The 14,867-nt window shown below is 39.6% G+C and carries 16 protein-coding genes; 6 read left to right on the top strand and 10 right to left on the bottom strand.

Translation table 11 applies throughout. The features are described 5' to 3' along the window. Positions 1 to 127: 127 nt before the first annotated feature. Positions 128 to 1,000, bottom strand: a complete 873-nt coding sequence (locus NST79_RS02995) for a YitT family protein (RefSeq protein WP_021481667.1) — start codon at positions 998 to 1,000, stop codon at positions 128 to 130. Between the two features lie 252 nt (positions 1,001 to 1,252). On the opposite strand from NST79_RS02995, the gene NST79_RS02990 reads away from it, so the two are divergent. Both NST79_RS02990 and NST79_RS02985 read left to right on the top strand, forming a co-directional pair. After that, the gene (locus NST79_RS02990; RefSeq protein WP_024572356.1) at positions 1,253 to 1,582 is read left to right on the top strand and encodes a winged helix-turn-helix transcriptional regulator; all 330 of its coding nucleotides are present in this window, start codon (positions 1,253 to 1,255) and stop codon (positions 1,580 to 1,582) included. A gap of 82 nt (positions 1,583 to 1,664) precedes the next feature. Beyond that, the gene (locus tag NST79_RS02985; RefSeq protein ID WP_116316441.1) at positions 1,665 to 2,237 is read left to right on the top strand and encodes an alpha/beta hydrolase; all 573 of its coding nucleotides are present in this window, start codon (positions 1,665 to 1,667) and stop codon (positions 2,235 to 2,237) included. A gap of 52 nt (positions 2,238 to 2,289) precedes the next feature. Here NST79_RS02985 and NST79_RS02980 read toward each other — a convergent pair whose 3' ends face one another. Next, entirely contained in the window at positions 2,290 to 2,715 is a 426-nt protein-coding gene (locus tag NST79_RS02980) for a MaoC family dehydratase (RefSeq protein WP_024572354.1), read from the bottom strand. Between the two features lie 193 nt (positions 2,716 to 2,908). After that, a complete protein-coding gene (locus tag NST79_RS02975; RefSeq protein WP_212059813.1) occupies positions 2,909 to 4,300 on the bottom strand; it encodes a PLP-dependent aminotransferase family protein in 1,392 nt (463 codons plus the stop codon). 154 nt (positions 4,301 to 4,454) lie between these two features. On the opposite strand from NST79_RS02975, the gene NST79_RS02970 reads away from it, so the two are divergent. Then, the gene (locus tag NST79_RS02970) at positions 4,455 to 5,318 is read left to right on the top strand and encodes a DMT family transporter (protein ID WP_003234225.1); all 864 of its coding nucleotides are present in this window, start codon (positions 4,455 to 4,457) and stop codon (positions 5,316 to 5,318) included. A gap of 129 nt (positions 5,319 to 5,447) precedes the next feature. Here the strand turns inward: NST79_RS02970 and NST79_RS02965 are convergent, their stop codons facing one another. Continuing rightward, entirely contained in the window at positions 5,448 to 5,993 is a 546-nt protein-coding gene (locus tag NST79_RS02965; protein WP_015252737.1) for a TetR/AcrR family transcriptional regulator, read from the bottom strand. Positions 5,994 to 6,325: 332 nt separating this feature from the next. Here NST79_RS02965 and NST79_RS02960 point away from each other — a divergent pair, with 332 nt between their 5' ends. After that, a complete protein-coding gene (locus NST79_RS02960; protein ID WP_014478952.1) occupies positions 6,326 to 6,601 on the top strand; it encodes an HPr family phosphocarrier protein in 276 nt (91 codons plus the stop codon). 277 nt (positions 6,602 to 6,878) lie between these two features. Here NST79_RS02960 and NST79_RS02955 read toward each other — a convergent pair whose 3' ends face one another. Then, on the bottom strand, positions 6,879 to 7,202 hold the full coding sequence (locus NST79_RS02955) for a hypothetical protein (RefSeq protein WP_019712429.1): 324 nt from the start codon (positions 7,200 to 7,202) through the stop codon (positions 6,879 to 6,881). A 190-nt stretch (positions 7,203 to 7,392) separates the two neighbouring features. Here NST79_RS02955 and NST79_RS02950 point away from each other — a divergent pair, with 190 nt between their 5' ends. Next, entirely contained in the window at positions 7,393 to 8,052 is a 660-nt protein-coding gene (locus NST79_RS02950) for a hypothetical protein (RefSeq protein WP_106074094.1), read from the top strand. Positions 8,053 to 8,405: 353 nt separating this feature from the next. Here the strand turns inward: NST79_RS02950 and NST79_RS02945 are convergent, their stop codons facing one another. The 4 genes from NST79_RS02945 to NST79_RS02930 form a co-directional block, all read right to left on the bottom strand. Further along, a complete protein-coding gene (locus NST79_RS02945) occupies positions 8,406 to 8,999 on the bottom strand; it encodes a YdeI family protein (protein WP_019712427.1) in 594 nt (197 codons plus the stop codon). Positions 9,000 to 9,237: 238 nt separating this feature from the next. Next, complete coding sequence (locus NST79_RS02940; RefSeq protein ID WP_032722936.1) at positions 9,238 to 9,612, bottom strand: hypothetical protein; 375 nt, start codon at positions 9,610 to 9,612, stop codon at positions 9,238 to 9,240. Positions 9,613 to 9,842: 230 nt separating this feature from the next. Further along, on the bottom strand, positions 9,843 to 11,135 hold the full coding sequence (locus tag NST79_RS02935) for an MFS transporter (RefSeq protein WP_029317372.1): 1,293 nt from the start codon (positions 11,133 to 11,135) through the stop codon (positions 9,843 to 9,845). A 109-nt stretch (positions 11,136 to 11,244) separates the two neighbouring features. Continuing rightward, positions 11,245 to 12,633, bottom strand: coding sequence for a PLP-dependent aminotransferase family protein (locus NST79_RS02930; protein ID WP_029317373.1), 1,389 nt, complete (start codon positions 12,631 to 12,633; stop codon positions 11,245 to 11,247). 226 nt (positions 12,634 to 12,859) lie between these two features. On the opposite strand from NST79_RS02930, the gene NST79_RS02925 reads away from it, so the two are divergent. Further along, positions 12,860 to 13,738 (top strand): AraC family transcriptional regulator, encoded by an 879-nt coding sequence (locus NST79_RS02925; protein ID WP_069322392.1) that lies wholly within the window; start codon positions 12,860 to 12,862, stop codon positions 13,736 to 13,738. 122 nt (positions 13,739 to 13,860) lie between these two features. Here the strand turns inward: NST79_RS02925 and NST79_RS02920 are convergent, their stop codons facing one another. Continuing rightward, positions 13,861 to 14,820 (bottom strand): DMT family transporter, encoded by a 960-nt coding sequence (locus tag NST79_RS02920; RefSeq protein WP_015252746.1) that lies wholly within the window; start codon positions 14,818 to 14,820, stop codon positions 13,861 to 13,863. Between the last annotated feature and the right edge of the window lie 47 nt (positions 14,821 to 14,867).

Genomic DNA, 14,867 nt, shown 5'->3' with positions numbered 1-14,867 from the left:
GTTTTGATTCCCTTGGTATTTTTATGATTCAGACCTTCACTGGTGACACCCACAAGCCCTCAAAAAAGTGTTTTTGATTAAATTACCCGCGGCATGTCAGTTACGGTTAAAAAGGTCATTCTATTTTTTAGTGATGATTAAGATTTCTAAAATTGCTGCCCTTCACTTCAGCTACGTCATATACGGTGACAAAGGCGGATTTATCAATATCATTAATAATTTCCTTTAGTTTGGTTTCTTCTAAACGGTTGATGACACATGTGATTTCTTTAAATTTCTCGTGGGAAAAACCCCCGTAAGCTTCTTTATATGTGGCGCTTCGGCCTAATTGATCACGTATTGTCTCTACCATTAATTCAGGTTGGGTTGTAATAATTTGAAAGGTTTTAGAGCCGCTTAAGCCTTCCTCCACAACATGAATCACTTTGGATGCAATGTAGTAAGCAATGACTGAAAGCAATGCCCCTTGTAAGCCAAATACTGTGGAAACAAAAATAAACACGAAAAGGTTTAAGAATAGAATGAGATCGCTCGTTCCGAATGGCAGTTTTCGGGATAGCAGCACAGCAAGCATGTCAATTCCATCTAATGCGCCGCCATTACGCAGCGCCAGCCCCATTCCGAATCCAAGGATAATCCCGCCGACAACGGTAATTAACAGGGTATCTCCTTCTATGATGGCGGGTGTGTGGTGGAAAAAGCTTGTCCCCGCGGCAAGCGATACGATTCCGATAATTGATAATAATGCAAAGCTTTTCCCTATTTGCTTATATCCTAACCAGACAAATGGAATGTTGATCACTGCAATCAAAATCCCCAGCGGCAAGTTGAATAGCTGTGAACCAACGATGCTAAGACCCGTCACCCCTCCATCAGATACACTGTTTGGAATGAGCACTGTTTCTAGTCCATACGCAGCTATGATTCCTCCAATGATAACCATGATGATTTGGAAAATCATTTTCGCTTTAAATTTCTTATGTTTTTTGGTTGTATTCATACCATTCCTCATTTCTCAAATATTTCGTTATATTTAAATATACCATAATAGATATTTTCAGCTAAAAACATGCGTTTTTTTAAATAAAGTAATTAACAGTAAGGTAACCCTCTTTGACTTAGAACATTCATGTACCGTGCCGCCTGTTGAGCAAGCGTTCCTTTCAGTTCAGATCGCGAATCGCCCTCAAACTTCAACACCGAAAATACTGAATTATTCTGATATGATACCTTAAAAAGGAGGTTCGATTACATGGATAGCCTGTGCCGCAGTAAACAAGCCCCATTTGAATACACCTTGTCTCTTATAGGGGGCAAATGGAAAATGAGAATACTCTATGAGTTAGGGTGTGAAAAAACGATGAGATACGGCGAGCTGAAAAGGGCTATGCCCTTCATCACCCATAAAATGTTAAGCGCACAGCTTAAGGAATTGCAAACTGACGGCCTTATTCATCGGTCTGAGGTTTCTCAAACCCCACTGAAAGTAGAGTATTCGTTATCTGACAGAGGGCGATCTTTGTACCCCCTCATAGATGAAATGTGTAAGTGGGGAATGGCACAAGGAATGCCTCATATGTAAAGCTACTTACAAAAAAGTGCGTACTTGTTTCCCAATGAGAGGAATTTTATACTGAATGAAAATACTTCGTTTGGAGAAAAAAATGAAAAAACAGGTCTATATCATTCATGGCTACAGAGCTTCCTCAACAAATCATTGGTTCCCTTGGCTGAAAAAACGTCTGCTCGCAGATGGGGTCCAAGCAGACATTTTAAACATGCCTAATCCGCTCCAGCCAAGACTTGAGGATTGGCTGGAGACACTCTCTTTTTATCAACATACTTTACATGAAAATACGTATTTGGTTGCTCACAGCTTAGGGTGCCCCGCCATTTTGAGATTTTTGGAACATATTCAATTGCGAAAACAGCTTGGCGGAATCATTCTTGTTTCCGGCTTTGCCAAATCATTGCCCACTTTACAGATGTTAGATGAATTTACACAGGGATCGTTTGATCATCAAACAATCATTGAGTCCGCGAAGCACCGTGCTGTCATTGCTTCTAAGAACGACCAAATTGTTCCATTTTCATGGAGCAAGGAGCTGGCACAACAAATTGACGCTGCGTTATACGAAGTCCAGCACGGGGGTCATTTTCTAGAAAATGAGGGGTTTACTTCTTTGCCTATTGTTTATGATATTTTAACCTCTTATTTTTCAAAAGAAACCCGCTAACATCTTTCACCCATCTGCTTCAATCGAGCCCGCGAAAAGCGGGCTTTCTGAGTTATCGTTTCATCAATACGGATAACTCACCTTCAAACACTTTTACTTCTTTTTGATTATAAGTAGATAGCAATACTGTGAGTATTCCCAATTCATTTCTCTTTGGCTGCTTATCAAGAACCTCAACAATTGTAAACAATTCATCATCCGGATATACGGGTTTTATGAATGTCATATGATTCATCTCTGTTCCGGCTATAATATCGTCTCCATAGAGACCTTCTTCAATCCAAAGTTTAAAAGATATGGCCAGTGTTTGTATGCCGGAAGCGATAATTCCATTAAATCTGCCTTTACTCGCTTTTTCTTCATCTACATGCATATACTGAGGGTCAAATTCACCCGCAAACCGCATAATATCATCTTTTGATACTTTTAATGATTTCGTTTTGAAGACCTGGCCAATTGTAAACTCATCTAACTTCATTCTTACACCTCTATTTTTTCAATTGTCTATTTTGTTTATTTTAGCACTGTGAGGAGCAAATAAAAAATTCTGTTTTTCGCTAAACAGACATATCGTGGACTGGACTGCCGGCACTCATCATATACTTAAAAAATATTGAACAGCTCTCAACACTTAGTCGTCACTTGGCCTTTTTGCTAAACTGAAAGCTCCCTCATATCTTCCAGGCAGCCTTCAGTTTTTTTATGCCTTCTCTTATGTTGGATTCAGAAACCCCTGCAAACCCGAGCGAAACCGTTTTTGCAGGAGGATGATGTTGATAAGAAAGAGAAACAGGATAAATTTTTACTCCATGTTTTTTCGCCTTCTCAATTAACTCTTTTTCACCAAATGGCAAATAAACGTCAAGTAAGATACGAAGCCCAGAGTTTTCTCCGCGGATTCTGACATGCTCTCCTAATTCCCTTTGCACTGCCTCTAATACAATGGCTCTTTTTTTGCGGTAAAGTTTTCTCATTCTGTTGATGTGTTTTTGCCACTCTCCATTTTTTATAAATTCAGCTAGGGTTAGCTGACTGTGGCAGGACACTGTCTGCTTATATAAGGACGTGATTTCATGCCCCTTTTTTAAAAGAGGCGAAGGAAGAATCATATAGCTGATACGCAGCGAGGGCAAAAGAGACTTAGAAAAAGTGCCCATATAAATGACACGGTTATGCTGATCAAGCCCTTGCAGAGAAGGAACCGGCTGTCCTGTGTACCTAAATTCCCCGTCATAATCATCCTCTATGATAAAGGATTGATTTTCGGCCGCCCATTTGAGCAGCTGAATTCTTCTGTTGATCGTCATGATTGTTCCCAGCGTAAATTGATGGGAAGGTGTGACATATACAAGGTTTGGCTGCTGTTCTTTGATCTTCTGTATACAGATTCCTTCCTCATCGACTGGTATCGGAACAATATTCATGCGATTGGCTTCAAAAATTTTGCGTGCTCTTGGATAACCAGGATCCTCATACCCTATAGAAATATTCGGCTCAAAAACTTGGCACAAGATTTGCAGCAGAATAGGGTTCCCGGCACCTATAATCACTTGTTCAGGGCCGCAATGAACACCCCGAGATTGATACAGGTACTCTGCAATGAGTGTTCTCAGCTCAAACTCTCCTAAAACATGTCCCGGCCGATAAAGCTCGTGTCCATATTGGTCTAAGCTATTGACCATGCTTTTTCGCCATGCGGAAAAAGGGAAGTAAGAAGAATCTACATTTCCATAATGAAAATCAATCCATTGTTTATTTTCTTCTGCTTCTTGTTGAATGGGTGTTGTGCTTGGCATTCTATCATAAGCAAAATCAGAATCATGATAATCAGCAAACCACCCGCTTCTTGGCTTGCTCACAATATAACCTTCAGCAGCGAGCTGTTCATAGGCACGTTCTACAGTCGTTTGGCTGATGGAAAGCTGATTCGCCAAAAGTCTTTTTGAAGGAAGCTTCATTCCTTTTTGAATACGGCCCCGATGCATATTTTCTTTAAAATACCGATAAAGCTGCTGATAAAGCGGAATATCCAGAGTTCTATTCAAAAAAGGCGTGATATCCATTTGCACGTTGTTCTCCTAACTGGTATGCATTTTTTTATGAAAACTGGCCGTTTAAAAAAGGCCAATTCCAGTTTATAGTCATTGTAATCCTTAGCTGCTGGTTTTGTTAAGAAAATACAGACAATGAACAAGAAAGATATGTGGAGTGATTATAATGAACAAAACAACAAATGGCTGGATAAATGGTTTTATAGGCGTACTCATTTTCAGCGGCTCGCTGCCTGCGACCCGTTTGGCTGTGTCAGACTTCGATCCGTTATTTCTCACCGTTTGCCGTGCTGCGATAGCTGGTGTACTGGCGGGAGGTCTCCTTCTCATCTTCCGGCAGCAGCATCCTGCCAAAAGAGACCTCATTTCATTATTAGTGGTAGCGTTTGGCGTAGTGATTGGTTTCCCGTTGCTGACAGCTTTAGCGCTTCAGCATGTCACATCCGCACACGCCATTGTCTTCATTGGACTTCTTCCACTCGCAACGGCAGTCTTCGGCGTACTGCGCGGGGGTGAACGCCCTCGGCCCGTCTTCTGGATTTTCTCAGCTGCCGGCAGCTTGTTAGTAGCAGGTTTCGCCCTCATTCAGGGGGGAGGTTCATCCCCGCTTGGCGACGCGTACATGCTGGCTTCTATTGTCGTATGCGGTCTTGGTTATGCAGAAGGGGCCAAACTTTCACGGCGTCTGGGGAATTGGCAGGTGATCTCATGGGCACTCGTTCTGTCGCTTCCTCTTATGCTGCCATTGTCGTTCTTTTTTACGCCGGACTCATGGTCGGCGATCGGCGTTCCCGCGCTGCTCAGTCTTGCATATGTATCCTTATTCAGCATGCTGATTGGCTTCGTGTTCTGGTATCGAGGTCTTGCCCAAGGGGGAATTGCAGCGGTTGGGCAGCTCCAGCTTCTCCAGCCTTTTTTTGGACTGCTGCTTGCCTCAGTGATACTGCACGAGAAAGTAGGCTGGGCACTCGTAGCAGTGAATATCGCCGTTATCATGTGCGTTGCCGCAGCTCGGCGATTTGCAAAGTAAGGCAGACCTTTAAGCATAAACTTCAAAAATGCATGAAGGTATAAAAATACCAAGGGTTGCTGGCCCTTGGTATTTTGTATGCGATCGAAGTGCCTAGACAAATAAGTCAACACCCATTTCCTGCCTCCATTATAAAATCCTCTCTAATAAATCCCCCACTTTTTCTGCCATGACACGAGGCGGATAAGGCATTTCGTTTTTTAACCACCATTCCACTACCCCTACGTAAGCATTTGCTATAAATTCAACAATGACATCTTCACTTTGGCCGTAATTCTTGCCTTTCGTTACATCTACATCTTTCCTGAACTCTTCGATATTAAACTTAAGGAACTGACTGCGAAAATATCGAGCGCCTTCACTGGCTAACATCGTCGAAAAGAATAAATAATTACTCTCAAGGTATTCCATGCAGTGTACAGTCGATTCAATCCAGTCCATTTCAGCTGCCGACTCACAAAAATCCCCCATATTGTTTATATGCTCTTCCATAATTTTTTCTAATAGATCAAATTTATCTAAGTAATGAAGATAGATTGTTCCCCGGTTTACATTTGCCCTTTCAGAAATTTCCTTAATCGTAATATGATCAAAACTTTTTTCAGTCATCAGCTCAATCAGAGCTATTTTAATAGCCTCTTGGCTTTTGGTTATTCTTCTATCCACTTTGGACATAGCTTTTCACCAAACTTTCTTAAGATAATCAACAATTTAGAGTGGAATGTTGAATAATCAACAAATCGCCTGAATGTAACCATTGTACACACCATGTTTGTATTTACAATAATAAATAAAAGCTGATAGTGAATCATGCTTTTTCCCGAATGAAGTCATTGTCCATTTTAGTTAGTTGAGAATTATTTTGTAAACACAAAGAAAGGGTGTTATTTCAAAATGCAGAGAAAATGATGAAATTAGATCACTTATCCTAAAGGTACTCTAAATTCAAATTTGATCTGCAACCCAACTATAAATCCGTCAAGAGGCAGACTTTAATGAGGTGAAGAATGATTAAAAGACAATTTACGATCATTAAGGAAACAGGGTTTGCGCGACCAGCTACCCTGTTAGTCAGTATAGCTCATCGGTTTACATCAGACATTTTTCTTGAATACCAAGGGAAAACTGTTAACCTCAAACAAGCGCCAAAAGCCATCATGGACATTATGGATTTAGGAATTAAACCAGGAACCGAAATACATATATACGCTCATGGAGCCGACGAAGCGAAGGCAATTCAAAAAATGAAAGAGCATTTACTAAAAAACGATTATATACAGTAATCAAAATCTATCGTAGTAGCGAGATTGTTATCGTTGGTTGATTTATTTATTTTGCGACAAAACAGCTTTTCAGATCATGCGTTCATTTTTCTTCTGGTGATCATTCAACCTAAAATACAAAAATTAAAAAGGATCTACAAACGAAAATGGAGGGTTTATATATGTGCAGCAGAACATAATACCAAGGGCAGTTATACCCTTGGTATTATTGGATACCGAAAGAACTTAAATCTCTACAGGTGCTTATAAGCTATAAATGGTTAGTCTCGTGGCATTTCTATGTGCTCCGTTTATGCTTAAGGGTGTTCCACATTTTAATGGATACAATAGAAACCAAAACAAATGATGCGACAACCAATACAGTTCCCATTAATGACTCACTAAAATTGATCACAATGAAACTCGAAAATATCAATAAAGGGATATTCGTAACGATAACCGTTAAAATGTAAGTGGTATACTTGATTCCTACAGCTGCCGATAAAAAACAAACGACATCTGTTGGAGCTATTGGACAAATCATCCCCAGCGCCAAAAACTTATAATTATAAGTCTCCAATAATTTTTTCAACTCTGGATATTTACGTTCTAAATCCTTCATCATGTTCCCGCTTGAAAACACAGAAAAAGGGGCAAAACTTCTTAAGAATTCTTAAGTTTTCGCGATGCTATTCAAGATCGTTTCCTCTTCTTAAACAGTTTTCAACATCATCCTATCTATTCCATGGTAATATTTAGATACATAAACTTATATATGAAGCTGACCTGAGTTAATGGAGAGGAATGAAAAAATGAAGAAACACAGAAAGATATATTATTGCAATACTGCCCTGCTGCTCATGACTTTGCTTGCTGGATGTACGGGCAGTAAGGATGAAGAAGCACAACAACCTTCAAATCAAGCGTCTGCTGTGCAAACTGATGAAAAACACGCTGAGCCTGAAGACAGCACCAAAATACGCAAGGATGAAGCGGAGCCAATAACTGAATCAGAAGAATCCGCAACAAAAGCTGCAAATGAGACCTCTTCAGCAGAAGAGAAAAGCAAAGAAGACAATGTATTGGCAGCATACTCTTCGGAAAAAATTGAATATGCCAGAGTTTGGCTTCAACTTGGATCTAATCAAGAGATAGATGAATTAAATGTTCGACATATTTCGGCTGGCGAGCCAATTAATCCTAATGATGATACAAGTGCCAGCTATCCAGAAGATGTAACCCAGTTAGCAGGTTCTCGTTTAGTGGATGGATCAGTCACTTATCATGGCAATGGGGATGGCACGATTCATGTATATAATGTGCCTTTACGCTGGGATTCCGCTGATGATGTAGAAAAAGGCGTCATGCGGGAAGTGACTGAGAGTATCATAAAAAACAGAAAAACAGTGTACGTTGATACAGGCGACGATGAAAAAATCAAGCGGCTCATTGATATCATGATGATTCATTAATCAGTATTCGTTTGTCTGTACCTGACTAAATACAATGGTTAATAAGGAAATAAGATATATTAATATAAAAACAAAGTTTGAAGTGCAGTAACTTGCTGAAAAATCTTCCGGTTCTATTAGTTCTCCTAGGCATTCTAAATGTGATGAGCCGTACCATTGAGCTATTTCTAGGTGTTGCATTAATATTTTATAACGCTGTCTAGTGGCATACAATGTTAATCAAAAGAAGCATTTCAGCAGTAAGTGAATGTTGTCCTAAGAAAAAACAAGCATCTTACTATGCTTGTTTTTCTTCTATAGAAATGATCTTATTACGCTATGATGCTATTCCTTTAGCCTGAACCTTGGCGTGCCTAATCCTTTAATCCCTTTCCATCGAGAATTTTTTGCACATATTTTTCGACTCTCGATTCTCGGGTTTTGGATTGTTTGGCTTGAGAAAAATAAAGAGTGTATGCTCTTTGCCGTCCCGGGGTCAATGCTTCAAAAGCAGTTTTCAAGGCAGGGATTTCATCGAATTTATTTTGAAGTTCTTCAGGAATGTTCAATTCAATATTTTTGTTAACATCCACTTTCAAACCGGCTTTTTCAACTTCAATGGCTTCGTGAATATAGGCTTTCAAAATGTTTTCTAGCTCATTTATTTCCTGAACATTTGTAAACCGAATCTGGCGCGCCGCCTGTACATTCTCCGTTTGTTGAATGAGAATTCCATCGGTATCCTGTAATAAGGCGCCTTTGTGAAACAGAAGCGCACAATATTCTTTAAACCCATGTATTAAAACGACATTTTTATTATTGTATGTGTAACAAGGATGCATCCACTTAAAATCTTCAGTCAGCTCACAGTCAAGAATGATGGTTCTCAACTTCTCAAATTCTTCCTTCCACTTTTTCGCTTTACTTAAAAATTCATCAACCTTCGGATTCGTTCTGCTATTTGTCATGAAAGAATTCCCCTCTTTCCAAGCTTTTTACATTTACGTGAATTGATAATAATGAAGTCCAGTTTTATTTTTGACATCTCGTTATTTATTTTATTCTTCTATAGGTTCCTTCTCTTATTATTCAATAGATTAAGCTTAAAGTGGGGATGATGCAACAACAAAAAAAAGAAGGCCCACAAAGCCTTCTCATCTTGTTTTATTATTTCACTGACAATCTGAAAAAATAACAATTCAATTATTATATATCTTTTTTATTCTTGCCAATGCATAAGGTTACGGCAACACTAGCTATACTGACTAAAGTTCCTGCAATAGAAACTAGAATTGTCAAAAAGCCATTGGGAATAAGAAATCCAATTGGAATGAGCCCCAGAAAAGTGAAAACGATAAAACATTGGTATACACCAGATATTATTCTTACAACCAAATTGCCAAAAAAGGACATGACTAATGGAGGGATAAATAAAAATACAACGATCCCAATTGAGATCATCAAGATAAGAGGTTCATCAAATGAGATGACATAATCTCCAGGCGACTCTTTAGCAGCCGCTAAAACAACAACGATAGACATCATTAGTGTAACAAAAACAAGAGAAAACCTTTTTAACAACGTGATGACTCCTTTACCTAAAGCGAGTAATCCTGCCTTTTTCAAATCCGATAACCATTTTATGTGATTCAATTAAAGAATATGCAGTGAGTGACACAGCTATAAGGAATCCTAGTCAAATCTTTATAATAGATTTAATTGAGCAACTATAGTTAGTTAGAATATTAGACGACGCAATAGACTTTATCTAACAATATAACAAATTAATGTAAATTAAACAATCCTATCCTTTAGCGGCCCCTAAACCATACCACCACTGGAATGAGTAATAAGGACAACATCCCTCCAGTAAATGATAATGCTAGGTAACTTGACCCTGCCACAATCATTCCAGATAATGCTCCGCCAGCAGCTCCTGACAACGCAATCAGAACATCCACTGTCCCCTGCGTTTTAGCTCGTGTGGCACTATCAGTTGAATCTACAATAAGGGCAGTCCCGCTTATCAAACCAAAATTCCACCCTAATCCGAGTAAAGAAAGAGCAATGACGAGAAAAACCATAGAATCTCCCGGAGCAAATGCTGCTATTACACCTGCCAAAAGCAACGTTGTTCCAGAGGAAATAGCCATTGCGGTACGTCCCAACCTATCTACAAGAACACCTGTAACCAGTGAAGGGAGATACATAGCACCTATATGAAAACCAATAACAAGCCCTACTGCCCCCAAGTCATGCCCATGATGTCTCATATGAACCGGTGTCATTGTCATAATAGCTACCATTACTATTTGGGTAAGAACCATAACTGTTGCCCCAACGATTATCCCTTTTTTGTTTTCTGTATGCTCAGTTGCCGCCAAATGTCCTTTATCACCAGGCTCTTCATTTGCCGCTTCTATTGTTCTTGCTATAACTAATGGATCTGGACGAAGCATAATGAAAAGGACCACACCTGCTAACATATATGCTGCTGCGGCTAAAATGAAAGGGCCAGCAAGTGATGGAACACCAATAGAAAGAGCGAAATCCCCCATCACATTCACTAAGCTTGGACCTGCCACTGCGCCAAATGTAGTAAAAACCATCGTAATACTAACAGCAGTCGCTCGCTGCTTATGATTTGCTAAGTCTGTACCAGCATAACGGGCCTGTAAATTAGTGGCTGTACCTGCACCGTAAATAAGCAACGAAATAAATAACAAGAAAATACTATTTATGATTGCTGCCATAATAACGCCTATTGCTCCAAGTCCGCCAATCATAAAGCCAGCCGAAAGACCTGTTCGACGGCCATAACGTTGAGAAAGTCTTCCAACAATTAATGCAGATCCTGCTGACCCTAAAGTAAATAACGCAGAAGGCAGACCAGCAAACGCATCAGTGCCAAGCATTTGCTGTGCAATAAGCGCACCGACAGTCACTCCTGCCGCCAGCCCCGCACCGCCAAAAATTTGTGAGATACTCACAACGAATAGTGTACGCTTGTATAACGATTTTTGTTTTTCTGGTGAACCGATGTAGCTTTGTAATGAAGCAGTTTGAACATCTATTGCTTTTACGCTGTCCTTGTCTAACATCATCTGACCTTCCTTTCTAAAAGCCAATTTTGTATAAACCTCCCTCTAGATGTGGATCATCATAACACGCACAAAAAAGCCATACAATGTCTTAATTGTATGGCAAACAATATTAGGTAAGATCGTCTAGCAAACGTCTCAGGATCATTAATCCTTGTTCAAGCTCTTCAAGTGTTTTTGGTGCACAGACAGAAACCCTTACAGCCCTTTCAGGACAACTATTTCCCACTACAAAGCGTTCAGCCGCATACACTTGCACGCCATGTCGAGCAGCCAATTCTTCAAATTCGGCACCAGACATTTTACCCGGTAACAACAACCAGCGAAAAATGCCTGTTTCAACACCTAAACATGTATATCCCGCAACATATCGGTTTACGAGTTGATTTCTGCGAATGGTTTGTTCACGATGACTCTCAATTAAGACTTCAAATTGATTTGATACAATCGTGCGAGCAGTAAGTTCAGCTAATAGCGGGGAAACAGTTATATTTAAATTATAAAGCGCCTTTGATATTGGCTCCTTATATTGTCTCGGCACTGCTACATAAGCCAAACGCAGGCCTGGCGCTAACGATTTTGATAAACTTGCAATATGGATAACCTGTTGCGGTGCGAATGAGGCGAGTGCCGGAAGCGGCTTTTTGCTAAGAAGATGGTACGATGCATCCTCAATAACAAACAGATTATATTTCTTTGCAATGTCTGCAACCATTCTTCGATTCTCAACAGACATAAAGGAAGTCGTCGGATTATGATAATCCGGGATTAAATACAAACCTTTAATATTTTCATTTTTACACGCATATTCAAGTGACTCCGGACTCATTTCATCGTTCTCTGATTTTATCGGTACGATTTGCACACTAAGCAATGATGCAACAGTTTTTAAACCAGGGTACGTATGATGGTCAACTCCGATGCGGTCTCCAGGCTTACAAAGACTCGCCAATGTCGCTGCAATCGCATTTTGGCCTCCATTTGCAAATAAAATGTGTTCAACAGTTGTTTCAAACCCGCCTCTTTGGATGAGCTTTACAGCTGCATCTTTTTGCCAAAGGCTTTCGCCTGCCCGGCCGTAGCTAAACCATTTTTCATAATCCTCCTCCTGAATCATGTTTTTCAGTTGGTGTAACAAGGGCTCATATGAAGCGTGATCTGGAAGTATTGCTCCCATTTCAATTAAATGTGTCGGCTTTGTATCCTCAAGTAAATACGCATTCGACAACGCATCATACGATACAAATGTGCCGCTCCCTACAGTCGCACTCAGCAGCCCCTTTAACTCACACACTTTAAATGCTTTGGAAATCGTACTCACATTTAAATCTAAATAATCAGCCAATTCTCGCTGCGGAGGAAGTTTTGTTCCAGGTAATAAAACTCCGTTTAAAATATCCTGTTCCAATTGCCCTGCAAGTGCTTTATAAATAGGCTTTTCAGCTTTATCAATCGATGGCTTCCAGCTCATCGGATAATTTTCAAAAGAATTGATAGGCATGATACGCATCCTTTTTCACTCAATTATATGAATGTGCCGTTTATAAGACAATTATAACTTTCTTTTATTGATGCCTTTTTATGAACAGCATGCTTCAATAAAACCTGTACAAATACAAGTGAATCACTTACTTTATTTCATATAAGTCATCCTGCAAAACTGTGCACAGAATGTCGGATAAATACATTTCACTCCTGTTATTCTTTGGTTAAAGGAGGCCAAATAAATGGATTTGCTTAAAAGTATGAATAGGGCGTTAAAGTATATTGAAGAAAACCTCACTAATGATATTGATTTTCAAGAGGCAGCAAAGCTTGCTTTCTGCTCTGAATATCATTTTAAAAGGATGTTTTCCTTCCTTGCAGGTATTTCATTATCGGAATATATTCGTCGCAGACGTCTTACTCTTGCAGCTTTTGAACTGAAAGACAGCAATGTAAAAGTGATTGATATTGCAATAAAGTACGGTTATAACTCACCAGATTCTTTTGCACGGGCATTCCAAAATTTACATGGCATAAACCCATCAAAAGCCAGACTTAATGGCCATTCCCTTAAAGCTTATCCACGAATGACCTTCCAGCTAACAATTAAAGGAGGAAATGAAATGAACTACCGTATTGAAGAAAAAGAGGCATTTCGCATCGTTGGCATTAAAAAAAGAGTTCCTATTATTTTCAAAGGAATTAATCCGGAAATTGCATCTATGTGGGAAAGTTTAGATGAAAAAGCAATAAATAAACTAAAAGAGCTTTCTAATGTAGCACCATCAGGCCTCATTAGTGCATCCACGAATTTTTCTGAAGGTCGGACAGAGGAAAAAGGAGAGCTCGATCACTATATTGGCGCAGCCACAACGAAACAGTGTCCAGATAATTTCTCACGGCTTGAAGTTCCTGCCTCAACATGGGCTGTATTCGAATCAATCGGGCCATTTCCGGATACACTGCAAGAAGTATGGGGACGCATTTATTCCGAATGGTTTCCATCGTCAAATTACGAACAAATAGAAGGTCCAGAAATATTGTGGAACGAGCATAAGGATGTAACATCACCATCTTTTAAAAGTGAAATTTGGATACCAATTACAAAAAAGAAAAATTGAAGGTTCTTGAAGAAAAAATACCAAGGGCGTCAAAACCCTTGGTCTTTTTGATATTGCCGAGAGGGCTCAAACTCCACCAGTGTTTTTCATTGTCGGACCGGTCATGTAAGCAAAAAAAGCCCCTATATATCCCGATTTGCATGATTCCTAATCTTTAATATCGATTTTTCACTCTCCATAGAAGGCTCTTTATGTAAAGCCAATATTAAAGTTATCCCTATAATACAAATAGCACCAATCCATTGAAAAGAACCAAATGGCGCTTTTAACCAAACGACAGTTGTTACAACAGCTGATAGAGGCTCTAGACTGCCTAGTAGGCTTGTTTCTTTTGGAGAGAGGCTTTCCAAGCTTTTTATGAAGAACCAGAACGCAATCATTGTTCCAAATAATATCACAAATAAAATATATGCATAAGCCTCAGCAGTTAATCGTTGAAAATCCAGTTGCCATGGCGGATGGATAAAACCCAATGCAAAACCGCCAATAATCATAGCCCAACCTACAACGACAAGAGAATCAAATTTATTTAATAAACCAACGGCATACAAAGTATAAAAAGCTGCCGCGAATCCTGATAAAACTCCCCATACTACTGCAGCTGCCGGCACTGAAAGTTGAGACATTGAACCATTTGTTAACAAAAAAAAGCAACCCACTAAAGCAAGTACAACAGTAATGATATCTTGTTTGGTAAGAACCGTTTGTTTTCGCAAAAGCGTGTAGATAATGACGATTACTGGGGATAAATATTGCAATAATGTAGCAACGGCAGCATTCCCATGTTGAATGGATGCCATATATGTGTACTGCACAGCTAGCATTCCCAATAGGCCAAAAATAAGAAGCTGGCCAGCCGACGCTTTGTTTCTCCAAACCTCAATAACCTGAGACCGATCCTTTCTGAACAGTTGCAGCATTAAAAGTAACATTCCAGCCGTAAGCAAGCGTGTCGTTACAAGCCAATTGACATCAATTTGATATTCTTGAAAAAGTTTTTTGGCTACTGTGCCTCCAATCCCCCAACATGTCGCCCCTGTGATAACATAGAACAATCCCATTCTTCTATTGGAAGTATTCATACATGACTCCTCACTAATAAATATAATAATAGTGTTGTAATAAATGC

Source organism: Bacillus sp. PS196 (genome assembly GCF_037963555.1).
GTDB classification, from domain to species: Bacteria; Bacillota; Bacilli; order Bacillales; family Bacillaceae; genus Bacillus; species Bacillus subtilis.
Note: the sequence above shows the minus strand (reverse complement) of the source record. Positions and strands in the feature narration are given on the sequence as shown.